General features: G+C 54.4%; 19 protein-coding genes. 10 read left to right on the top strand and 9 right to left on the bottom strand.

The features are described 5' to 3' along the window. Positions 1-150: 150 nt before the first annotated feature. From BY447_RS20820 to BY447_RS20800, 5 genes are all read left to right on the top strand, one after another. Positions 151-900 carry an SDR family NAD(P)-dependent oxidoreductase gene (locus BY447_RS20820; RefSeq protein WP_095707955.1) on the top strand — a complete coding sequence of 250 codons (750 nt, stop codon included), beginning with the start codon at positions 151-153 and terminating at the stop codon, positions 898-900. 54 nt (positions 901-954) lie between these two features. Further along, positions 955-2253: an MFS transporter gene (locus BY447_RS20815; protein ID WP_110332094.1), complete on the top strand. Its 1299-nt coding sequence runs from the start codon at positions 955-957 to the stop codon at positions 2251-2253. Positions 2254-2265: 12 nt separating this feature from the next. After that, entirely contained in the window at positions 2266-3108 is an 843-nt protein-coding gene (locus BY447_RS20810) for a transketolase (protein ID WP_110332093.1), read from the top strand. 1 nt (position 3109) lies between these two features. Further along, positions 3110-4120 (top strand): transketolase family protein, encoded by a 1011-nt coding sequence (locus BY447_RS20805; RefSeq protein WP_110332092.1) that lies wholly within the window; start codon positions 3110-3112, stop codon positions 4118-4120. A 99-nt stretch (positions 4121-4219) separates the two neighbouring features. Next, positions 4220-4504 carry a hypothetical protein gene (locus BY447_RS20800; RefSeq protein ID WP_110332091.1) on the top strand — a complete coding sequence of 95 codons (285 nt, stop codon included), beginning with the start codon at positions 4220-4222 and terminating at the stop codon, positions 4502-4504. A gap of 709 nt (positions 4505-5213) precedes the next feature. Here the strand turns inward: BY447_RS20800 and BY447_RS20795 are convergent. The 3 genes from BY447_RS20795 to BY447_RS20785 all read right to left on the bottom strand — a co-directional run bounded on the left by BY447_RS20795 (position 5214) and on the right by BY447_RS20785 (position 9876). Then, positions 5214-6185: a ParB family protein gene (locus BY447_RS20795; RefSeq protein ID WP_110332090.1), complete on the bottom strand. Its 972-nt coding sequence runs from the start codon at positions 6183-6185 to the stop codon at positions 5214-5216. A gap of 7 nt (positions 6186-6192) precedes the next feature. Continuing rightward, on the bottom strand, positions 6193-7392 hold the full coding sequence (locus BY447_RS20790) for an AAA family ATPase (RefSeq protein ID WP_110332287.1): 1200 nt from the start codon (positions 7390-7392) through the stop codon (positions 6193-6195). Between the two features lie 1554 nt (positions 7393-8946). Beyond that, positions 8947-9876, bottom strand: coding sequence for a RepB family plasmid replication initiator protein (locus BY447_RS20785; protein WP_003855845.1), 930 nt, complete (start codon positions 9874-9876; stop codon positions 8947-8949). Positions 9877-10340: 464 nt separating this feature from the next. Here BY447_RS20785 and BY447_RS20780 point away from each other — a divergent pair, with 464 nt between their 5' ends. Next, a complete protein-coding gene (locus BY447_RS20780) occupies positions 10341-11711 on the top strand; it encodes an aldehyde dehydrogenase family protein (protein WP_110332089.1) in 1371 nt (456 codons plus the stop codon). Between the two features lie 3 nt (positions 11712-11714). On the opposite strand, the gene BY447_RS20775 is transcribed toward BY447_RS20780, so the two are convergent. Next, entirely contained in the window at positions 11715-12893 is a 1179-nt protein-coding gene (locus BY447_RS20775; protein ID WP_110332088.1) for an NAD(P)/FAD-dependent oxidoreductase, read from the bottom strand. A 93-nt stretch (positions 12894-12986) separates the two neighbouring features. Then, positions 12987-14216, bottom strand: coding sequence for a zinc metallochaperone GTPase ZigA (zigA, locus tag BY447_RS20770; RefSeq protein ID WP_110332087.1), 1230 nt, complete (start codon positions 14214-14216; stop codon positions 12987-12989). 121 nt (positions 14217-14337) lie between these two features. Between zigA and BY447_RS20765 the strand changes: the two genes are divergently transcribed. Next, on the top strand, positions 14338-14676 hold the full coding sequence (locus BY447_RS20765) for an ASCH domain-containing protein (protein WP_110332086.1): 339 nt from the start codon (positions 14338-14340) through the stop codon (positions 14674-14676). Here the strand turns inward: BY447_RS20765 and BY447_RS20760 are convergent, their stop codons facing one another. After that, complete coding sequence (locus BY447_RS20760; protein ID WP_013195979.1) at positions 14677-15225, bottom strand: helix-turn-helix domain-containing protein; 549 nt, start codon at positions 15223-15225, stop codon at positions 14677-14679. 111 nt (positions 15226-15336) lie between these two features. Between BY447_RS20760 and BY447_RS20755 the strand changes: the two genes are divergently transcribed. The 3 genes from BY447_RS20755 (at position 15337) to BY447_RS20745 (ending at position 17171) form a co-directional block, all read left to right on the top strand. Beyond that, entirely contained in the window at positions 15337-16005 is a 669-nt protein-coding gene (locus BY447_RS20755; RefSeq protein WP_199226960.1) for an AzlC family ABC transporter permease, read from the top strand. Next, the gene (locus BY447_RS20750) at positions 16002-16325 is read left to right on the top strand and encodes an AzlD domain-containing protein (protein WP_013195981.1); all 324 of its coding nucleotides are present in this window, start codon (positions 16002-16004) and stop codon (positions 16323-16325) included. Before BY447_RS20755 ends, BY447_RS20750 begins: the two co-directional genes overlap by 4 nt. Positions 16326-16442: 117 nt before the next feature. Beyond that, positions 16443-17171, top strand: a complete 729-nt coding sequence (locus tag BY447_RS20745) for a DJ-1/PfpI family protein (protein ID WP_110332085.1) — start codon at positions 16443-16445, stop codon at positions 17169-17171. On the opposite strand, the gene BY447_RS20740 is transcribed toward BY447_RS20745, so the two are convergent. From BY447_RS20740 to BY447_RS20730, 3 genes are read right to left on the bottom strand one after another with little or no spacing between them, the layout of a single operon-like run. Continuing rightward, positions 17121-18086, bottom strand: coding sequence for an acyltransferase family protein (locus BY447_RS20740; protein WP_110332084.1), 966 nt, complete (start codon positions 18084-18086; stop codon positions 17121-17123). The genes BY447_RS20745 and BY447_RS20740 overlap by 51 nt on opposite strands. After that, positions 18079-21141 (bottom strand): efflux RND transporter permease subunit, encoded by a 3063-nt coding sequence (locus BY447_RS20735; protein ID WP_110332083.1) that lies wholly within the window; start codon positions 21139-21141, stop codon positions 18079-18081. Before BY447_RS20735 ends, BY447_RS20740 begins: the two co-directional genes overlap by 8 nt. Beyond that, positions 21141-22229 (bottom strand): efflux RND transporter periplasmic adaptor subunit, encoded by a 1089-nt coding sequence (locus BY447_RS20730; RefSeq protein WP_110332082.1) that lies wholly within the window; start codon positions 22227-22229, stop codon positions 21141-21143. Before BY447_RS20730 ends, BY447_RS20735 begins: the two co-directional genes overlap by 1 nt. Positions 22230-22265: the final 36 nt, after the last annotated feature.

Genomic DNA, 22265 nt, shown 5'->3' with positions numbered 1-22265 from the left:
GCAGATTTGTTAACTGCATCAAATCAACAAATTCATTCAGCATCAAATGAATTTTTCTGCATTGCCAATATTAGGCGCTTTATCAATTCTGATCGTGACCCTGCCGGTAGCGATACCGAACCACTAATAATTATTCTTCTGGAGTGGACAATGTTACTTGAAAATAAAGTTGTGATTATTACTGGTGCCGCATCTCAGCGCGGCATTGGACGAGCCACAGCGGCCTGCTTTGCTCAGCATGGCGCGCGCGTGGTGGTGCTTGATTTAGATCTGCAGGCAGCTCAGGCCAGCGCGCTGTCGTGTGGCGACGGTCATCTCGGCCTGGCCACCGATGTGACCGATCCTCTTTCTATTCATCGTGCTATCGATCAGGTACTTGAGCACTACGGCCGTATTGACGTGCTGGTCAACAATGCCGGGATCACTCAGCCGGTTAAAACACTGGAAATCGGCATCGAAGATTACAACCGCATTCTTGATGTCAATCTGCGCGGTACGCTGCTGATGTCTCAGGCGGTTATCCCGACGATGCAGCGGCAAAAAAGCGGCAGCATTGTCTGTCTGTCATCCGTATCGGCTCAGCGTGGCGGCGGCATTTTCGGCGGCCCGCACTACAGTGCGGCGAAAGCAGGCGTGCTTGGCCTGACAAAAGCCATGGCGCGCGAATTCGGCCCGGACCAGATTCGTATCAATGCCCTGACGCCCGGTCTTATCCAGACCGATATCACCGGTGGCCTGTTACAGGATGAACGCCGCCATGCCATTCTCGACGGCATACCTCTTGGCCGCCTCGGAACCGCCAGCGACGTCGCTAACGCGGCGCTGTTCCTCGCCAGCGATCTCTCCGGTTATCTCACCGGCATCACGCTGGATGTGAATGGCGGCATGCTGATCCATTAAATAGCGCCCTGCCCTGCCCGCACGCCTTGCGGGCTAACTTCGGGAGTGAATACCATGACCACGCTTAATCTTAGCGCAGCCTCTGCTGCGCGCGATATCACCTACCGCAAAATTGCCTGGCGGCTGATGCCCTGGCTGATGCTCTGTTACCTCTGTGCCTATCTTGATCGTGTAAACGTTGGCTTCGCGAAATTACAGATGATGGATGATTTGTCACTCAGCGAAACGGTGTACGGGCTGGGTGCCGGGATCTTTTTCCTCGGTTACTTCTTCTTTGAAGTGCCGAGCAACCTGATCCTGCATCGGGTCGGTGCACGCCGCTGGATTGCCCGCATTATGATTACCTGGGGTGTAATCTCGGCCCTGTTCGCATTTGTAGAAACCGCATGGCAGTTCTACCTGCTGCGCTTTCTGCTTGGTGTGGCAGAGGCCGGACTTGCACCCGGTTTACTGCTCTATCTGACCTACTGGTTTCCCTCTCACCGTCGCGCTCGCATGACAGTTCTCTGGTTTGTCGCGATTCCACTTTCCGGAATGATTGGTGGCCCACTCTCTGGCTGGATCATGGCGACCTTCGCAGGCTTTCACGGATGGGCGGGCTGGCAATGGATGTTTATGCTGGAGGCTATCCCTACCCTTGTTATGGGATTCGTAGTGCTGCTGGTTCTGAAGGATCGGGTGGAGCAGGCAGAGTGGCTGGATGAGGATGAGAAGCGCCGGGTGCGTGCCGATCTCGACGAAGACAATCAGCAGAAAGCCTGTCATGGCACGGTGAAAGCCTTTGTTGCTGACCGTCGCCTGTGGCTGCTGGCGCTGATCTACTTTTGCGTGGTGATGGGACAGTATGCGTTAACGTTCTGGCTACCGACGCTGGTAAGAAATTCAGGCGTCAGTGAACCTCTGCATATCGGATTACTGACCAGTCTGCCGTACCTGTGCGCCATTATCTTTATGCTACTGGCCGGACGCAGTGGCGATCGTCATCGTGAACGTCGCTGGCACCTGATTGTTCCGATGCTGATCGGCCTCTCCGGACTGACGCTGGCGACGCTACTCAGCTATAACGTCTCCCTGTCACTGTTTGCCCTCTGTATTGCCGCTGCGGGCATTCTTTCCGCTTCATCACTGTTCTGGATGCTGCCGACCAACCTGCTGGGTGGCGTCTCTGCTGCCGCAGGCATCGCTGCGGTGAACTGCATTGCCAATCTGGCCGGTTTTTTCTCGCCGTGGCTGATTGGCTCAATCACCACCGCAACCGGCTCCCCCGCGTCGGGAATGTATTTTATTGCTGCCGTTCTGCTGGGTGGTGCGCTATGCGTACTGCGCATTCGGGCTGCGGATGTTAATCGTTAATCAGGAGGTTATATGACTGACCCTCGTCACCGTTCACACACGCTTTCATTGCCGCAGCGTGCCAGGAATATTCGCCGTCATGCCTTGTTAATGGGGCAGATACAGGGACAGGGCTATATCGGTCAGGCACTGGGTGCAGCCGATTTGCTCGCTGTCAGCTATTTTCACGCCATGAATTACCGTCCAGATGAGCCTGAGTGGGAAGAGCGCGATCGTTTCTACCTGTCGATTGGGCACTACGCCATCGCGCTTTACGCCGCGCTACTGGAAGCGGGCGTCATACCAGAAGAAGAACGGGAAACCTATGGCACCGATGAGAGCCGCCTGCCCATGTCCGGCATGGCCGCCTATACCCCGGGCATGGAGATCACCGGCGGTTCATTAGGTCATGGATTAGGAATAGCCGTGGGTGCCTGTCTGGGACTGAAGCAGAAAGGCTCACAGGCGCGAATCTATAACCTGCTTTCTGATGGCGAGCTGAATGAAGGCTCAACGTGGGAAGCGGCCATGTCAGCCTCACACTGGCAGCTTGATAACCTGATCGCCATTATAGACGTCAACAATCAGCAGGCTGACGGTCACAGCAGCGAGATTCTCGCGTTCGAACCGATAGTGGAGCGCTGGCAGGCTTTTGGCTGGTATACCCAGCGCGTTGATGGCAATGATATTGCTGCTTTGCAGCATGCCTTTGACGCAGCCCGCAGCTGGCCTGAACCTCAGCCGCGCGTCATCATCTGCGATACCCGAATGGGAAAAGGTGTGCCGTTTCTTGAAAGCCGGGAGAAAACCCACTTCATCCGTGTTGATGCTGATGAGTGGGACACAGCCCTGACTGCACTTGAGCAAGGAGTCTGATATGAGTTCACAACCGCAAAAAAAACGGCTGACCACTTCCGCCATGATTGCCTCGATTGCTGCTGAGGGTCAGCCCACGGTTTCGGCTCCGTTCGGGCATGCGCTGGTGTCACTGGCAGAGCAGCGATCGGATGTGGTCGGTATGACGGCAGATTTGAGTAAATACACCGACCTGCATCTGTTCGCGGACGCTTTTCCGCAGCGCTTTTACCAGATGGGAATGGCGGAACAGTTACTGATGAGTGCCGCAGCAGGAATGGCGCGCGAGGGCTTTATGCCTTTTGTCACCACCTATGCCGTGTTTGCTTCCCGCCGCGCCTATGATTTTATCTGCATGGCCATCGCCGAAGAGAATCTGAACGTCAAAATCGCCTGTGCGCTGCCGGGCCTGACCACCGGTTATGGGCCAAGCCATCAGGCGACTGACGATCTGGCAATTTTTCGGGGTATGCCAAACCTGACAATCATCGATCCCTGCGATGCGCTGGAGATTAGCCAGGTCATCCCGGCGATTGCCGAACATCAGGGTCCGGTTTACCTGCGCCTGCTGCGCGGTAAGGTTCCGCTGGTGCTGGATAAATATGATTATCGCTATCAGCACGGCAAGGCCCAGCGTCTGCGAACGGGCAAAGATGCGGTTATCATCAGTAGCGGATTGATGACCATGCGGGCACTTGAAGCCGCTGAGGTGCTGGAAAAGCAGGGCATTGAGATTGGGGTGGTTCACTCTCCTGTGATTAAGCCTCTGGATGAAGAGACAATCCTGCGAGAGGCAGGGGAAGCGCTGCATCATAACCAGCTGGTTATCACAGCAGAGAATCATTCAATCACGGGCGGGTTAGGCGAGGCAATCGCGGGGTTGCTGATGCGGAACCATGTGACGCCTCGCTTTAAGCAGATTGCCCTGCCGGATGCATTCCTGGCAGCAGGCGCTTTACCGACGTTGCATGACCGTTATGGCATCTCTGCCGATGCGATGGTCAGGCAAATAACAGCCTGGCTCGAAGCCTGACTTATAACAAAACCGGGCCGGGCCCGGTTTTGTATCGTTGTTTGCCACACCAGATAACGATCCTGTTATCACCTCCATCGTACGCACTCCTCAGGCACTATGATGATTGCCGTGCTCAACGCTGGCTGCGCATCAACAGATTCTGATGAGCCCGCCAGCCGATTGTCTGTGCTGCTTAACCTCTTTAGCTCCGCATTCACTGTAAACAGTTTTACGGTCAGTCATGTCCCTTTCCTGAGCAGCCGGTTCTCGTTTTCTGCTGTTGAGCACATCCTTTCATCTGCTTTACTCAATACAGTGAATCTGTCTGAAGTAGCCGATTTCAGATCACTGGCACTTTTTCTGTCCAACCCAGCTCATGTCGTTCGCATCAACAGAAAATAATTTTAGCCGGATGAGAAAGTTATCCACTTTTTCTGTGGATAAGTGAGGGATATTTTCTGAGTATCTTTTTTCATTCTGAGACGATGCCTTTGCTGTTAGGCGGTTACGCTGTAATTACGATCTCAACGAAACGCTTATATACTGTAATCAGGACGATCTCCAGCAGAAAGCGTGGCGATTTCAGGCTGAAATTCACAGATATTTTCAATTAAAAACAGCCGCTTAAGCGTTAAATTTCGCTGGCGGCCAGCATAACGGTAAAAAGACTTGCAGAGAAAGCATCAGTCGGTATGAAGCAGTTGTGCGGGAACTGAGGTCTGGTGAGAAGTAACTGGTCACTAATGAACCAGCTTCCGAAAATCTTTACTTGCAATTCGCGACCGCTGAATGTGGAAAGGCAGCATTTGAACCCTTCGGAGGTAACATCAGATTTTGAATCTGCTTTTTCCATTACAGACAATTAAGGGACTCAAAGGCTGCCAGGAAAGCTGGCGAAATGTTCAGGAGGAATGGCGATTTCACAGAGATTAGATTGAAAAATATTATAAATAATATCAATAAATTCAGTTATTTATCCAGATTGTCACCATTGAAAACCTGGCGATTTCAGCCTGAAATTCAGGTTTCATGCATCTTCGAAGTGTCTTTCAGCTTAACAAAGCAATAAAAAAGCCAGCGTCAGGCGCTGGCTGATTTGGATGTATATAAATTAACGACTGAGATATTTCTTCAGGGTCTCGGCAATGACTTTATCCAGCTCCTCCTGCAACTCTTTCGACTGCCGGTTAAATTCATAGCTGAACATCCGGCCGCGTACCTTTTTACGCGCAAAGCGATCTTTATCAGCAAAAGACCAGAGTGCAGTCGCCTGTGTTTTATCTTTCTCAGGCTCTTTCATCAATGTCTGGCTGCCCTGGCGAATCAGACGCAGAATGTGATTTTTTAGCTCATCCTCGGCAAGCCCTTCTCGCGCGCAAACCACATCTATTTCCCGCGAGATAGAATTAATCAGAGCTTCAACGCTTTGCCCGGATTCACTTAATTTGTCAGCCGCCTGCAACAGCGCTTTGTAATCAGGATAAGTCAGCTCAGCGTGATTAGGGAAAAGTGAGATCAAATCGGACGGAACACTGGCCGCCTGAAGAGCACGCGTGACCTTCGCTTGTGATAACCCCTGATTCTCAGCGATCTCTTTTTGCGACAGTCCACCCTCTTTTAACGCCAGCAGGCGCATTCCCACTTCCCGCAGGTTATGTTCGCGAGCCGTCTGAATATCCTGCGCCAGTCTGCGTGCTTCATCGGCGCTAATAGCGGCATCAGTGACCAGTACGTCCAGCCCGGTCTTACAGTAAAGCGCAGCTGCACGCCGACGTGAGCCGTCAAGAATCTCAATGCGGTCATCGCGCATTACGCCAATGGCCGGGAAGAACTGCTGAAGCTTAATAGTACGGATAATGTCGCGCAGTGAATCGGGTGTCAGGCCCGCCTGATCGCGACCATTGGTTTCCATCGTCACGAATGTCTTGTTTTCAACATCACTGGCGGCAATACGTTCAAAGCGAAACAGGGCGCGCTTGCCCGTAGCCAGAAAGAATGTCTGGTTGTGCTGGCTATCTGGCGTATCATTTTCCAGTGGAGTCTGGCTGAAGGTTCTGCCAATCGTAATTCTTTTTGCGCTCATACAAACCTCAGTTCAGGCGAATAAATTCGATACGGTCAAAGACGGCTTTTGCAAAGTCCTCTGCGGCGAATCTCGCATTTTTCAACGCTTCACTGCTGCCGACGTATGTCGAAGGATTTGCGGAGATGACCGTATCAAAGGATTCGCCGCAACGTTCGAAACCATCAAGGCGGGGAAGGGCAGCATCAAGCATGTCACCACCGAAAATTTCTTTTGCCAGGCTATGACAGAGCTTATGGTCGGCTTTATTCGAGAGCTTAGACATGAAGCCAATATTGCCCTGCAAGCGACAGGTAGCGCCGGAATCCTCAATAATCGCAATCAGTTCCGGGAGACGCGTCAGGTATTTAAGCGTGGAATGAAAGTCGACCTGAGCCGGTGGCACCGGCGTCATCAGCAGATCAGAGGCCGCAATGGCGTTTTTCAGGAAAGCATCAAGATGCGGGCCGCTGTCGATGAAGATAAAGTCATAATCTTTCTTCAGTTTGGCAATGACGTTGTCATACAGCACGGCATGAACATTCTGCTGCGGCAGATGCTCAGCGCAAAGCTGGTCCCAGCTTGAGGCAATAAAGGCATCATCAATTGAAGCAGGCAGCACATCCACACCCGGAATAATCGACGGAACGATAAATTCGCTCACCAGCTCATCACGGGTGACATTCTGCAGCATTGCCTGTGCCGCTGTCGCTTCCACCAGCCCTACTGAACGTTCATGATTCAAAAACATGGTTGCTGAGGACTGCGGATCCAGGTCAATCACCAGAATACGCAAATCTTCAAACAGCAGATGAGGATGGGCACGAAGTGCATGAGCCAGCGAGACGGTAGAAACCGTTTTCGAGACGCCACCCTTCAGATTACCCACAAAAATGGTATAGGCCTCATTGTGGCGATCGCGATATTTCGGCACGCCACGATGATGATAGATATCGATAATGTTCTGAATCGACATCGCATATTTAACGGAAGAACCAGCCGCTCGTTTGTCAAACTGATAACCGCTCTCTTCCATCTCATTTACAGCGTAATCGACACTGGCTCGTGTCAGTTTGGGCAACTTTGCTAACGCCGCTTTGGCATAAACCTGATAATACGTATTTTCATGCAGTTCCTGCTTTTGCGCCTGAATCTGGTCGGTGAGGCTCAGCAGCATGCGTTCAGAACGCTGTGCAACCTTCATCACCTGCTTGTCATCGTTAGCCATAGTTGCTCCAAACATGTAGGATTTATGACTTTATACATAAATCCTGCACGTGAGGCAATAAATTATCTTTTCAACATAATCTTCGTTTTTATGTAACACCACGGGTTTTGGTGAGGTTCATCACATTATTATTTCTGGCCTGGCAATTTACGCAGTTCAAATGCGAGCAGCGTTCACTGTAATCAGCAGAACATTCACTGTAATCAGTAGAAATCGATCCGCAGCAAGAGAGCATGGGGGAGTGGATGGTAATAAGCGCGTTGATGAGTCTGAACGTTCACTGTAATCAGCAAAGTCAGTTCTGTATCAGGTGACTCACACCGGAGGAATTTAACGTAGTGGTGCAGAAGAAAACAGCATACAGAAAGCCCACGCGATAAAGCCTGGCTGATGCCTGGCGCTGAACGAGCCAAACGTTCACTGTAATCAGTAATGCCATTGCAGATACCCAGGCAGCAATCACGTTCACTGTAATCAGTAAACTCGCTGATCAGTTAGCAGGACAGAAAGCCGAACTGAGTAAACGTTCACTGTAGTCAGTAGTGAGAAGAGAATAAATCCTGTCTGGTTCATAAAAGCACCGGAAGCTGATGAGATAACAGGCAACTACAGTTTGGGAGCCAGAATGGATCGACAGGGATGAACAAGACAGTCCGATAACGTTCACTGTAATCAGTAACGAGGGGAGATCGAACATTCACTATAGTCAGTAAAAGAAGATCCTTGCTGGCCAGACATTCACTGTAATCAGCATAAGCGTCAGTTCACTTCGACGGGAATAGCGGACAGTAAGGTTACGATACGCAGATATCACTTCGATTCTGGCAACGCTCAGGCCAGCAGACATAATCGCCTGATCATGAGTTATGTCACCACAACTTTCCCGCGAATGTTCACTATAAACAGTAAAGCGGCAAAGCGTTGCGTCAAATTTCAGCTATCATTCACTATACTCAGCAAAGCATTCACTGTAATCAGCAAAGCAGCATTCCTGAGGATCGCCGTGGTGAAGACAGCTCCGCGCTACAACGTTCACTGTAATCAGTAACCGACAGGGGAATCCGCTGCACGCCGGAGCTCTGATGATGCCAATCGGCAAACATTCACTGTAATCAGTAACAGTGTCACGCTGGCAATACTGATAAGTTAAAGCGCCTCAATACAGGACGCACGCCGGCCGTGTTGAACGTGAATGCAGTCATTCACTGTAATCAGTAAAGTGCTCAACGGGAATCAGCAGAAAGAGACGCTGTCCTGCCTGAACCAGAACGTTCACTATAATCAGCAAAGCCGATCCTGGAAGGGGCTAACCAGTTAGTAAGTAAGCACGCACTTACTTCATAAGCCTTATGGTATATAACGACAGGAAAAGAGGGGAGAAGAGTATGATTCTAAAACATGCCCCGTCTACTGATTACAGTGAACGTTACTGATTGCAGTGAACAGAGATGGAGTACTGATTACAGTGAATGTGAGAGGAAGGGCGCAATATCACTTTCAACGGTAAAAGTGACACTGCCACGCAGAAATGCTGATTACAGTGAACGTCAGGAGTTAATCCTCAAACTCGATCTCGTCCAGCGAATCGATGCTCTCCAGATTACCGATGCCATCAAGCTTAGGTGTGCGACTATGGATAATGAAAAAGACTGAGCGGCCACGCTTCACTTCTGAATAATCCAGATAACCAATTTCCTTCAGTTGCTCCATTGCACGCCGCACCACATGGTTCTGCGTGGTGGTCTTAGAGCCGAGATTAAGGCGCATACGCAGGCGTGCCAGTGATATCGGTGCCGGATTGGTCGGCAGGCTCTCAAGGAAAGTATAAAGCGCCTGTGCAGACTCTTTACGCTTAAGGCGGGATATTGCACGAAGCTGCAGCAGTACCTTGTGATCGAAGTTGTAGAGTTCAAACAGTTTGGGATCCGCCTGAATCCGCACAATATCTTTTTCGCGGTCGTAATAGGCTGACTGGACAAGGTGGGTATGATACGCCTTGCCGTTGCCTTCAAAAGAGAGCGTGTTAGTTGCAATGCGGCGCAGAGAGGCATCAAGACGCTTACGCAGTGCGGCAGACGAGTTAGCAGAGGGAATGCCGCACATCTTCACAAAATCGATAAACGGCAGTGTGACGGTATCACCTTTAGTCGGATAGCGCGAAAAAGACTGAATAATACCTGCCCAGGTTTTGAAATCGTTATCCATATCCAGCCGTGCGCCGGTAATGGTAATCTTTTCGTAGCCTTCCGCCTTTACCAATGTCAGATTCTTCAGCTCTTTCGTCGCATCCGTTGATGCCATTGCACCGGATTTACCCCGTGCGGTTGATTTCAGCGTCGGAACGAACAGTCCAAGACGCATCAGTGCCACCGGCTGAACGGTATTATTCTTGTTGGGATGAAGCTGAATAACTTCACCACTGTTTTTGGTCACTGACAGAAAAGGTTCAAGTAACGCTTTGTTTTCGTTGTCTTTATCTGCCATGGCGTAGGATCTTCATTCTGTGGATGAAAGGGATCGTTTTCTGACTACAGTGAACATTAGCACTGTTTACAGTGAACATTCTACCTGGTACAGTGAATAAAGTACTGATTGCAGTGAACACTTTACTGATTATAGTGAACGCGATCACCCTTTGAGCCCTTGCGGGGTGCGGCCTGCGACGATCGGGGATCTCTTAGGATCTCTCTATGATCTATTAAGGATCGTTTTTTAGGATCGTGTCACTGTATAAGTGGATAACTGCTTATCAGACATCAGTTTCAGACTCACGGACAGGTGACGTAATCGCAGCTACATCTCAGAGATCCCTCACGCTTCCTGTATACCGCGTTTGCAATTCAGACATTCTCGATTAATAAACAACTTCCTCACTATTATTCATTTTTCATCATTAACTACAGCGCGTATCGTTTCTCAATCACTGAACGAATGAGGAAAACAGCACCATGACTGAACATGCCCTATCACGTAACCCTGCAACAGGCGAAATTCTGGCACGCTATCCTCTGCATAACAGCACAGAACTGGAAAAGACGCTGGCAGAAAGCGCTTCCGCTTTTGCAGCATGGCAGCGCAGCAGTATGAGTAACCGGGTGCGCGTATTGCGTCAGCTCGGCGAACAGATCCGGCTGAGAGAACAGGATCTTTCGCGCATGATTACGCTGGAGATGGGTAAACCCATTGCACAGGCTCGCGCTGAAGTACTGAAATGTGCAAATTTGTGTGACTGGTATGCAGAACATGGCCCGGCGATGCTGGCCGATCAGCCCACTCAGATTGCCGATGCGTGGCAGCGATTCCGTCCTGTCGGTGTGATCCTGGCTGTCATGCCATGGAATTTCCCCCTGTGGCAGGTTCTGCGGGGCGCAGTCAGCATGTTGCTGGCAGGTAACACCTATCTGCTGAAACACGCCCCTAACGTCATGGGAAGCGCCACACTGATGGCTGAGCTTTTCACAGCAACCGATCTGCCATCAGGTGGCTTTAACCTGATCAACGTCGACAACGACGGTGTCTCAGTCGCGATTAAAGATGACCGCATTGCGGCCGTCGCGGTAACCGGCAGCGTGCGGGCGGGTGCGGCAATCGCAGCACAGGCGGGTGCAGCGCTTAAGAAAACGGTGCTGGAGCTGGGTGGATCCGATCCCTTTATCGTGCTGGCCGATGCCGATCTTGATGCAGCCGTGAAATCTGCCGTAATCGGACGTTTCCAGAATACCGGACAGGTCTGCATGGCGGCCAAACGTTTTATTGTGGAAGCCCCCATCGCGGAAGAGTTTGAAAAACGCTTCACTGCAGCGGTGAAGGCACTGAAAATGGGCGATCCGCTGGATGAAAATACCTTCCTGGGTCCGATGGCACGCGCCGATCTGCGCGACGAACTCGACGGTCAGGTAAAAGCAACCCTTAGTGAAGGTGCGCGGCTGGTGCTGGGTGGTGAGAAGGTGGTAGGGCAGGGTAACTACTATGCGCCAACCATTCTCGCTGATATTACCAGTACCATGACCGCGTTTAAGCAGGAGCTGTTTGGTCCGGTCGCGGCTATTGCCGTCGCGCGGGATCCGCAGCATGCGCTGGAGATCGCTAACGACAGCGAATTTGGCCTCAGTGCTACCGTCTGGAGCGGTAACGAAGAAACTGCCGATCGGCTGGCGCTGCAGCTGGAAGTCGGGGCCGTATTTATAAATGGTAACGGCGCATCCGATCCGCGGGTGACCATCGGCGGCGTGAAGAAAAGCGGCTATGGTCGTGAGCTGTCACATTTTGGTGTTCACGAATTCTGTAACGTGCAGACCGTGTGGAAGAATCGCCGCTAGTTTTTACTGCGCTGCCGGAAGATAGGCAGGCGCGGTTTTAACGACCTTACTGAGCGGACGCAGCAACCGATGCGGGGTAAACCTACTCAGCATCGGTGAAGGTGTACCGCTCAGCATCTCCTCAGCCACCAGTCTGCCCAGTAACGGGGCAAGGGTCATGCCACTATGGCTGACCATCAGATAAACGCGTGCTGAGTCACTGATGTAACCCAGTGCGGGCAATCCATCTGCCGGACGCGATCGCTGTCCTGTTTCAATCCGCTCAATTCTCGCTCCTTCCGCATTGTTAAACAGTCGACGCAACCGACGCAGCATCTCTTTGCCAGTCAGCCCATCCGGAGAAGCGGGGCGTGACGGATCGGCATGCTGGTCAAGATCCAGTGCCTGCAGCATCAGGCGTCCTCCGCCATCCGGCCGCACATTCAGTTCCGGGGTAATGAGATTGCAGTTTAGCGGGATCGGCAAGGGCTTTGTCTGCGCCAGAAAACTGCAGGCAACAGGATCGGCGCGGTTCGCATCGGTCATCGCCAGTTCGAGTCCACACTGGCTGATCAGCTCAGGTGCCCAGCGACCGGTTGCCAGCACCAGCTGATCCCCGTGCCACTCATCACCACTGGCCAGCGTCAGATGCACATGCCGACCTGATTCAGTCAGCGTGGTCACCTCATTGTTGCAGACCAGCTGACCGCCACTGGCGCGCAGGTCGGCAAGCAGAGAAGCGATGAACAGGCTGGGATAAAGCAGGCACTCCGAAGGGAAAAAGTACGCGTGCTGAATGCGGGGATCGAGCCGCAGTCCGGGCAGGGCACCCAGTAACGCAGCGCGGCTACGCTTCTCAACGGGGTAATCGAGCGTAGCAAGCTTTGCTGCGCGCTGCGTTAGCTGGCGCAGGGATGATTCATCGGCTGCCCACTCCAGCGAGCCGGTTTCAAGCAGCCAGCGGGGCCATGCACGGTGGCTCGCCTGCCATCGCTTGTGCTCGTTTATCGCCTGGGCGTTGAGTTCATGATAGTGGCCGGGTTCTTTGCCGTTGGCATTGACCCAGGCGTAGCTAATCTGGCTGGTGCCACTGCCAGGCAAGCTTTTGTCGAACACAGTGACCTGTGCGCCCCGGCGGGACAATGACTGCGCGACGGCTAAACCCAGCACGCCTGCACCGATAACAGCTATACGTTGTGGCATATCCGGCTTCTCCTGAACAGAAATTAGCGGGTGATGGCCACCCGCCGGGACGTTTTACTATTGCGGAGCGACAGTGTGCGGTCAACCGTTGCGTCAGGCGGTCATCTCATCAAACCAGGCAGGCACCGGATCGTCCAGCGTAACCCAGTGCTCCGGCCCTGCAGCCATCTCATGAGGCGTCAGCAGTGCGTGATCCAGCGCGGCAATAATGTGCTGCTCATCCATATCTATGCCGATAAATACCAGCTCCTGACGCGCATCGCCGGTACCTTCCTGCCACTGCTCAGCGATGAAATTGAGCGAATCTGCATCCTGTGGCCAGTTGTCTCGCGGCACGCTGACCCACCAGCGCCCGGCGTAACCCTGGCGAGCCACTGCGCCCGCCTGCGACCACATTGCCGCAAATTCGGGCCGGGTGGCCAGCCAGAAATAACCTTTTGAGCGAATCACGCCGTCGAGCTGGTGGTTTACAACCTCCCAGAAACGCTGAGGATGGAAAGGACGACGCGCGCGATAGACAACGCTGCGAATGCCATACTCCTCCGATTCCGGCTGATGCTCGCCGCGCAGGGTCTGCAGCCAGCCCGGGGCCTGCGCTGCCCGGTCAAAATCAAACCGGCCGGTATTCAGCAGAAAGTCCAGCGGAACCTGCCCGAACTCGCTGTTCACCATACGAGCGTGTGGGTTGAGCGCACGCAGCATACCCTGTAGCTGATGGAGCTCCGCCGGGCTGAGCAGATCCGTTTTGTTCAGCACCAGCAAATCACAGAACTCAATCTGATCCACCAGCAGATCCACCACCGATCGTTCATCCTGCTCGCCCAGCGACTCGCCGCGAGACTGAAGATCATCGACTGAACGGTAGTCGCGCAGGAAGTTAAAGCCATCCACCACGGTAATCATGCTATCCAGCCGGGCATAGGCTGAGAGGCTTTCACCCGCTTCGTCTTCAAACGTAAAAGTTTCAGCCACCGGCAGGGGTTCAGAAATGCCGGTCGATTCAATGACCAGATGATCGAAGCGGCCAGCCTGCGCCAGACGTTTCACCTCCAGCAGCAGATCTTCACGCAGCGTGCAGCAGATGCAGCCGTTACTCATCTCGACCAGCTTTTCATCAGTGCGTGACAGTTGTGCGTCGCCGTTGCGCACCAGGGCCGCATCAATGTTGATTTCAGACATGTCATTGACGATGACTGCAATCCGTCGTCCTTCACGGTTATTCAGAATATGATTGAGCAGCGTGGTTTTACCGGCCCCCAGAAAACCGGAGAGAACGGCAACCGGCAGACGTGGATCGCCGGATATCAGAGAAGAGAGTGTCATACTGTTACCTGTCAGATGAGGTTAAATGGTTATGTTATAACATAACATTAATAACACTGTTTTCAATCCGGATTTCTGATTTTGTGGCAGTTCTCAAAGTGGTTTTAAAAAAGGAGAGGAAATGCAGCAACTTACACTTGTTCCCCGTCTGATGCCCGTCGTCAGACGCGGCGAGAAAACCTCCACGATACGCTGGCAGGAGGGCGATATCGCCACCGGCCCGCTGAGGCTGGTCAATCAGCAGGATGAAGCCGACACGGTGATCGTCTGGGTGACACGGATCGACACACTGCGCTTAAACGAGGTCGCTGCGAAGCTGGGGAAAGAGCACGAATGGCCGGATGCGGTGCTGTTGGAGGGGATGCGCGAGCATTATCCGGCGATCAGATTGAGCAATAAGGTGCAGCTGATTACGCACCTCACACCCGCAGAAACCCGGCAGAAGCTTGCTGAGCGGTAACTAGCTGTGCTCTATCACCAGCAGCGCCAGCGTATCGGCTTCCAGCGCCCGAAAGATATGCAGCTCGTCGCCCGGATAGGTAATGTAATCACCCACATCCAGCTCTACCGCGCTGTCCACCGGACCCACCAGCGCCCGGCCTTTAGCAATAATAATATGCTCAATCGTATTGGGAATATGGGGCTGTGAAATGCGCTCACTGCCAGGCTGAACCTCCAGCAGATAGATATCACGCCGGACGCCGGGCGGGCAGGATGCCAGCAAAACCGCCTGATAGTCTGCCAGATCCGCAGTTACCGTCAGACCTTCTCCACGGCGGATCACCTGCAGACGACGCGCATCCGGCTCCAGCAGCCGTGAAAACGGAATATTCAGCGTCACGCACAGTGACCACAGCGTCTCAATGCCCGGATTGCCATTACCCGCCTCCAGCTGTGAGAGCGTTGATTTGGCGATACCGGCGCGACGCGCGACTTCAGCCAGTGACAGGCCGGATCGCTGACGTTCACGCACTAAGGCATTGGCAATGATGCTGATAGGGGTATTCAAACGCACTCCTGATAAACGAAAAGTTTTTTATACCGAACAATTTGTTCGTCTTGTAAAACGATGTTGAGGTGTTCATTATATCGGATTATACGTTCATTATGAGACAGAGTGATGCTTTTTCCGCAAATGCAGTTGCTGGACAAAGGGGTGATCAAAGCGATTTTTCTGGTCTGCCTGGCTGATGGAATTGTCGGTTTATCCTATGGCTCGCTGGCCTCCGCCAATGGGTTTCCGCTCTGGGTGCCGCTGGCGCTGTCAACGCTGGTGCTGGCAGGCGCGTCTGAGTTTCTGTTTATCGGCATCGTGGCTGGTGGCGGCAGTCCCTTTACCGCGGCTGCCGCGGGCCTGCTGGTGAATGCGCGTCATCTGCCTTTTGGCATTGCGGTCAAAGATCTGGTTGGAAAGGGGCCTCAGGGCTGGTTTGGCTGTCACATCATGAATGATGAAAGCGTGGTGTTTGGTATCTCACAACCACAGCTGGCCCAGCGTCGCAGCGCCTACTGGCTGTGCGGCATCGGTATCGGCTTAATCTGGCCGGTGAGCGTTATGGTTGGGGCGGCGATTGGCCAGTTTATTCCCGATGTCTCGGTGATTGGACTGGATGCGGTGTTTCCGGCGATCCTGATTGCCCTGATCTTCCCGGCGCTGCGACAGCGGCGGACCCGGATCCCTGCCACCGTCGGCGCACTGCTCTCGTTGCTGGCGACGCCGCTGGTTCCGGCGGGCATGCCGGTGCTCTTCTCGCTGCTGGGCCTGCTGACATGGAGATCGCGCAAATGACGCACCAGGGATTGATCATCGCCGGGATTGCCATGCTGGCCGCCGGAACGTATCTGATGCGCTTTGCCGGCGTCAGGCTGGGAAACCGTCTTCCGATTAGCGAGCGTACCCAGCAGATGCTCTCCGACGCTGCCACGGTGCTCCTGCTGGCCGTCGCGGCAACCACCACGCTGTTTGAAGGCCAGCACTTTGCCGGTGTGGCACGGGTGGCAGGTGTGGGTTTTGCTCTGTTGCTGGCCTGGCGTCGGGCACCCCTGATTGTCATTATTCTGGGGGCGGCAGCAATGACCGCGCTGCTGCGTTTTCTCGGCGTGGCCTGAGGCTTCTTCCGCCACTTTCTCTCATGGAGACGCTATAAAGCGTCTCCGGCATTCATAATTGCTATCTGACCGGGCATCACGGCATGATGGTCACTCATCACCCGCCGGAGTTCACGCATGAATCGTCCGCTACAGATTGGTCTGTTACTTTTCCCCGATGTTACCCAGCTCGATTTAACCGGCCCGTGGGAGGTGTTTGCACGCACGCCTGGCGTGGAGTGCCATCTGATCTGGAAAGATCGTCAGCCGGTGCGCTCCGATCGCGGCCTGTCGATATTGCCGACTGCTATCTTTGACGATTGTCCGTTACTGGATGTGATCTGTGTACCGGGCGGACCAGGGCAGATTGCCCTGATGTCGGATGAGGAAACGCTGAATTTTCTGCGACGGCAGGCTGAGCAGGCGCAGTGGGTAACGTCGGTCTGTACCGGTTCGCTGGTGCTGGGCGCTGCCGGATTGCTGAAAGGGTACCGTGCGACCTCACACTGGAGCTCCATCGACCAACTGGCTTTGCTGGGCGCGGAGCCGGTGAATCAGCGGGTGGTGCGTGACCGCAACCGTATCAGCGGCGCGGGCGTCACTTCCGGCATCGATTTCGCCCTGACGCTGGTGGCGGAAATCGCCGGGGACGCCGTTGCCCGAGCCGTTCAGCTGCAGATGGAATATGACCCCGAACCGCCGTTTTCCTGCGGCTCGCCGCAGACCGCGCCGCCCGAGGAGGTGGCGCAGGCACGGGCGAAAATGGCTGAGTTCATCGCCACGCGGCGTGCTGCAACGGAGCATGCCGCGCGGCGACTACAGGCTGATCAGCTTACGGACGCCGGGGATGCGCAACAGCAGCAGTGACAGCGCCATTGAGAAGATCAGCGTCAGGGCGATGACCAGCAGTTTGTCGCCCAGGGTCTGAATGCGGATAGCAGCCGCCAGCACACCAAAAATCAGGTAATGCAGGATATAAACGCCGGTCATGGTTTTGCCGAGGGTGGTCAGAAATGTGGTCAGCCATTGGGCTTTTTCCGGCAGCCGGATAGCGTTAATGCTGATCACGATCAGCACCACCAGCAGATAAACCTGTGAGCCCGTCAGCACTACGTCGTTGTGGGTCGCCAGAAAGCGCGCAATAAAGTAATAGCGTTCATACAGCCAGGTAAAGAGATACACCGCGGGCAGCAGCAGCAGGCTTACCTTTATCACTCTGGGTGATGTCAGTAACTGCATCACACGTGGTGCGGCCATCAGCCGGCCGGTGAGGTAATAAAGTACCCATGTCCAGATTCGGTATTGTGGCAGCAGCGAAAAGGCCCGCTGGCCCGGATAGAGGCTGGCGAGCAGGTCATAAGCAAAGGCCAGCACCAGCAACAGCAAAATCCCTGCTGCCATTACGCCAGGCCGCTGAATCAGCCAGTCGATTAGCGGATGCGAGACGTAAATGACAATCAGTGCAATCACAAACCACGGCTGGATCAGGTAGCCTTTGTGGTGCATCCCGGCAAACCAGAAAAAGCTGAACCAGAAGATAAAAATCAGCAGAATACGGCGAATTTTGCCGAGCTGCCACGCGGGCGTGTGCAGCTCGCCCGCGTCGAGATAGCCGCTAAGCAGAAAATAGAGCGGTGTGGCAATGGTCGAGATAAAACTCAGCACATTCAGCGTCAGATTAACGTCGTAATGATAGCTGTCGTAACTCTGATACAGCGTGAAAAACGACACGGCGGTGATACAGGCCAGCGTCTTCAGCATTGCCAGCCCGGCCTTATTCACCGTGCGCCTCCCGTCCGTGGAAGCAGCGATAGATCACCGGCAGTACGAGCAGAGTCAGCACCGTCGCGAATCCCAGACCAAAAATAATCACCACCGCCATGCTCTGGAAAAAGACGTCGCGCAGCAGCGGCAGCAGGCCCAGTACGGTAGTAAAGGCCGTCAGCAGGATAGGACGCAGACGCGAGGTCGCCGCATCAATAATTGCCTGCTGCAACGGCTTCTCCTGCCGGAACAGTCGGATCTCCTCAATCAGCACGATCCCGTTGCGGAGCAACATCCCTGACAGGCTGAGCAGTCCAATCAGCGCCATAAAGCCAAACGGAATACCGGTGATCAAAAAGCCACAGGTGACACCAATCATCGCCAGCGGCACGGTAATCCAGATTGCGACGGCGTCACGCAGCGAGTTGAACATCAGCACGGTAATGATGAACATGGCCAGGAAGCCTGCCGGCAGCGAACTCAGCAATCCGCTTTGTGCTTCACGTGAGCTCTCCATCTCGCCACCCCACTCAAGCCGGTAGCCCGACGGCAGCTTAAGTTGATCGATCTGCGGCTGAACCCGTGCCACCACCTGCGCGGAGGTTAATCCTGAGGCGGGATCGGGGTCTGTCTGCACCGTCAGCACGCGCGTACGGTCACGACGCATAATCAGCGGATTCTCCCACTCCAGCCGGAAGTCAGAAATCACATTGCTCAGCGGCACAAAGTGCTGCAGGGCAGCGCTCCATAGCTGAATGTTTTCGATGTGATCAATACTCTGCCGCTCTTCATCTGCCGGATAGAGCATCACCGGCATCAGCCGCGATCCGTCCCGGAAAATGCCTACGGCATCGCCGCTGAAATTCATTCTCAGCGCCTGATCGATATCGCGTTTATCAATGCCCAGTTCCTGACCACGCAGTGCGGAATAAACCGGGCGGATCACTTTACTGCGCTCCTGCCAGTCGTTGCGTACCGGGAACGTCGAGCCATCCGCCAGAAAAATCGCATCCAGCTGGCTGCCGATGTGACGCAGCACTTCCGGATCCGGGCCGGTTACCCGCAGGGCAATCGCGCTGTCACTGGCGCTGCCAAACTGAATACGTTTGATGCGCTGATTCACCTGCGGGAAGTTCTGCTGAATATAATTCTCAGTTTTCAGCGCCAGCGCATCCAGCTGTCGGCCATCCTTAACCCGCACCATAATCTGGGCGAAGTTGCTGTACTGGCGCGCCGCGTCATAGGTCAGGGTAAAGCGTAGTGCGCCCTGGCCCACGGTGGTGACCGTCGCCGCAACGTCCGGATCCTGATTAATGAACCGGGCTATTTCCGCTGCGGTATCTGCGGTGTAGTGGATATCGGTGCCATAGGGCAGCCAGAGATCGGTAAAAAAGACCGGCGTGCTGGATGAGGGGAAAAAGTTCTGCTTCACCAGGGTAAAGCCATACAGCGACAGTGCCAGCAGCGCGACCATCGCCGTCAGCGTGATCAAGCGAAAACGCAAAAGGCCGCTCAGCGTCTGACGATAGAGCCGGAAAACGATGCCCTGATAAGGATCGGAGATGTCAGTTTTTGCGGGCTTCGCTGCGCCACGACGTTTCTCGCTCCAGTTGATGAATACCGGGGTCAGCGTCAGTGCGGTTACCCAGCTCAGCATCAGGGAAATCAGCAGCACCTGGAACAGCGATTTACAGTATTCGCCAGTTGAGTCCTGCGACAGGCCAATCGGTGCAAAGGCGAGTATCGCGATCACCGTGGCACCCAGCAGGGGCAGGGCAGTGCGGCGCACCATGCGGGAAATCGCCTGCTGTAAAGGATGTCCGCGCTGGTGGTCGATCTTCACCCCTTCGACAACGACGATGGCATTATCCACCAGCATGCTGAGCGAAATAATCAGCGCGCCCAGCGACACCCGCTGCAGTTCCAGTTTAAACAGGTACATGATCAGTAGCGTGCCGAGCACGTTAAGTGCCAGTGACGCGGCAATCACCATGCCGCTGCGCAGGCCCATAAACAGCAGCAGCGTTCCCACCACAATCGCCAGCGCCATCAGGAAGTTGAGGATAAAGCCATCAACAGACTGTTTCACCTCATGCGCCTGGTTGTAGAACACCTTCAGGCTGATCCCGGCGGGAGTATCCTGCTGATAGTGCGCTATACGGGCGGAGAGCGCGTCGCCGACATCAATCACGTTGACGCCAGGCGCAAATGAAATGCCGATTGCCAGTGCCGCTTCACCATCGGCAAAGTAGATATTGGCAGGATTATCGGTCACGCCACGTGTCAGGGTGGCGATATCGCGCAGATGCACGTTCTGCGGGCTGCCCGCAGGCAGAATGGGCAGATTCGCCAGGTCGTCGAGTGTCTTTAGCTCGCCGGTAGGGTGAAAACGGATTGATTCGCTGTCGACCCGCAGCGTGCCAGCACTGGCAACGCTGTTATTCCGGTTCAGCAGATCGGCGATGCGCTGCGGCGTCATGCCATAGGCGGTCATTTTGCTGGCGGAAAGGGCAATGCGGACCTCCTCCTGCTCAACGCCCGCTACCGCGACTTTCGCCACGCCGGGCACCAGAACGAGATCGCGCCGCAGTTGATCGGCATAGTTACGCAGTTCGCTGTTCGTAAAGTCTTTGCCGTGGATGACGAAGAAGTAGCCATAAACATCGCCGAAGTCGTCGTTAACCAGCGGAGCCTGCACGCCTGGCGGAAACTGCCGGGCCGCATCGCCGACGCGACGGCGTAGCTCATCCCAGATTTGCGGCAGCTGATCGGCAAGATAGCGGGTATGGATATTGACGGTAATCTGCGACAGGCCATTGCCTGAAATGGAGGTGACATTGTCCAGTGAGGGCAGGCGTTGCAGCGCATTCTCCAGTGGCAGAGTCACCTCTTCTTCGACCTGCTGGGCTGACGCACCAGGATAGTGGGTGACAATCACCGCCGATTTGATGGTAAACAGCGGATCCTCAAGGCGGCCAATGTTCAGCAGGGCATAGATACCGCCCACGCCCAGCAGCAGAATAACCATCCAGATGCGAATGGGTTTATCAAGGAAGTGCTCCTGAATACGCATTATAACCCCCGCTCACGCTGCCAGATGCGCACCGCTTCACCGTCACGCAGCTCACCCACACCGGCAGCAACAATGCGGTCGCCAGGCTGCAGCCCGCTGACGATTTCAATACCCTGCGCGGTGAGACGACCCACTTCGACGGGGCGATCTTTAATGCGCAGCGCCTCGCCATCCTGCTCAACCAGCCAGACGTGCGGCTGGTTAGTCGGGCTACGGTCGGGATTGAACACCGCAGCCGCCGGTACCACCAGCCGTGGCTGCGCAGGGGCATTCGGCAGGTGGTGCAGCTTAACGCGCACTGAGCCGCTGAGACCCGCAACGCCAGGCAGATCAGCAGGACGCGGCATGGTCAGTACCACCTGATACGTCAGCGTGGCAGCGTCGGTCTGGCTGGTGTGCTCTTTGTATTGCGCGGTGAAAAAGCGACCGGGCAGGGCGTTAAACTGCACCTCCGGCTGATAGTGAATATTCTGGATGTCCAGGCTGGTGAAGAGGGTTTCCGGCAGCGTGAAGATCACGTCGAGCAAATCGGCCCGGGTCAGCAGCGCAATCGGCTGTCCTGCGGCCACCACCTGATGATTACGCGCCTGCACTCTGGCAATCACGCCATCAAACGGCGCGCGCAGGGTAAGAAACTGCAACTCTTCCTGCGCAATTTTCAGTGCGGTAGCGGCGGCATCGCGGTTAGCTCGCTGCACATCCATTTCCGATTTTGAAACGGCGCTGCGCTGGGCCAGCGTGTTAAAGCGCTGAAATTGCCGCTCCGCCAGCTGCAGCGCCGTCAGACGATCGCGTACCCGCAGTTTCGCATCCGCGTCGTTCAGGGTGGCAAGAATTTGCCCCGCTTTCACGGGCGCTCCGTCACGTATATCCAGCTGTACCAGCTGGCCCGCCCTTTTAAAAGCCAGGTCGGTATTGTCTCCGGCCTGAATACGTGCAGGAAATACCCGGATATTCTGCGCAATGTCCGGCTCAAGGGTAAAAACTTTTATTACACGGGGAGGTGGCGCGTCCGGTTCTTTTTTTTCATCGCACGCTGTCATAAATAAGCAACAGAGAAAAACGGGAATAACCTTGCGTTTAATCATTTTATTCGCCTTAACATCAGCTATTTCACTGCGGTT

The sequence above is a fragment of the Pantoea sp. JKS000250 genome (assembly GCF_003201065.1).
GTDB classification, from domain to species: domain Bacteria; phylum Pseudomonadota; class Gammaproteobacteria; order Enterobacterales; family Enterobacteriaceae; genus Pantoea; species Pantoea vagans.
This window is presented reverse-complemented; position numbering and strand designations above follow the sequence as displayed.

Coding starts and splice junctions, on each gene's coding strand:
- BY447_RS20820 (WP_095707955.1), top strand. CDS start 151: ATGTTACTTGAAAATAAAGTTGTGATTATTACTGGTGCCGCATCTCAG.
- BY447_RS20815 (WP_110332094.1), top strand. CDS start 955: ATGACCACGCTTAATCTTAGCGCAGCCTCTGCTGCGCGCGATATCACC.
- BY447_RS20810 (WP_110332093.1), top strand. CDS start 2,266: ATGACTGACCCTCGTCACCGTTCACACACGCTTTCATTGCCGCAGCGT.
- BY447_RS20805 (WP_110332092.1), top strand. CDS start 3,110: ATGAGTTCACAACCGCAAAAAAAACGGCTGACCACTTCCGCCATGATT.
- BY447_RS20800 (WP_110332091.1), top strand. CDS start 4,220: ATGATGATTGCCGTGCTCAACGCTGGCTGCGCATCAACAGATTCTGAT.
- BY447_RS20795 (WP_110332090.1), bottom strand. CDS start 6,185: ATGAGCGCAAAAAGAATTACGATTGGCAGAACCTTCAGCCAGACTCCA.
- BY447_RS20790 (WP_110332287.1), bottom strand. CDS start 7,392: ATGGCTAACGATGACAAGCAGGTGATGAAGGTTGCACAGCGTTCTGAA.
- BY447_RS20785 (WP_003855845.1), bottom strand. CDS start 9,876: ATGGCAGATAAAGACAACGAAAACAAAGCGTTACTTGAACCTTTTCTG.
- BY447_RS20780 (WP_110332089.1), top strand. CDS start 10,341: ATGACTGAACATGCCCTATCACGTAACCCTGCAACAGGCGAAATTCTG.
- BY447_RS20775 (WP_110332088.1), bottom strand. CDS start 12,893: ATGCCACAACGTATAGCTGTTATCGGTGCAGGCGTGCTGGGTTTAGCC.
- zigA (WP_110332087.1), bottom strand. CDS start 14,216: ATGACACTCTCTTCTCTGATATCCGGCGATCCACGTCTGCCGGTTGCC.
- BY447_RS20765 (WP_110332086.1), top strand. CDS start 14,338: ATGCAGCAACTTACACTTGTTCCCCGTCTGATGCCCGTCGTCAGACGC.
- BY447_RS20755 (WP_199226960.1), top strand. CDS start 15,337: ATGCTTTTTCCGCAAATGCAGTTGCTGGACAAAGGGGTGATCAAAGCG.
- BY447_RS20750 (WP_013195981.1), top strand. CDS start 16,002: ATGACGCACCAGGGATTGATCATCGCCGGGATTGCCATGCTGGCCGCC.
- BY447_RS20745 (WP_110332085.1), top strand. CDS start 16,443: ATGAATCGTCCGCTACAGATTGGTCTGTTACTTTTCCCCGATGTTACC.
- BY447_RS20735 (WP_110332083.1), bottom strand. CDS start 21,141: ATGCGTATTCAGGAGCACTTCCTTGATAAACCCATTCGCATCTGGATG.
- BY447_RS20730 (WP_110332082.1), bottom strand. CDS start 22,229: ATGATTAAACGCAAGGTTATTCCCGTTTTTCTCTGTTGCTTATTTATG.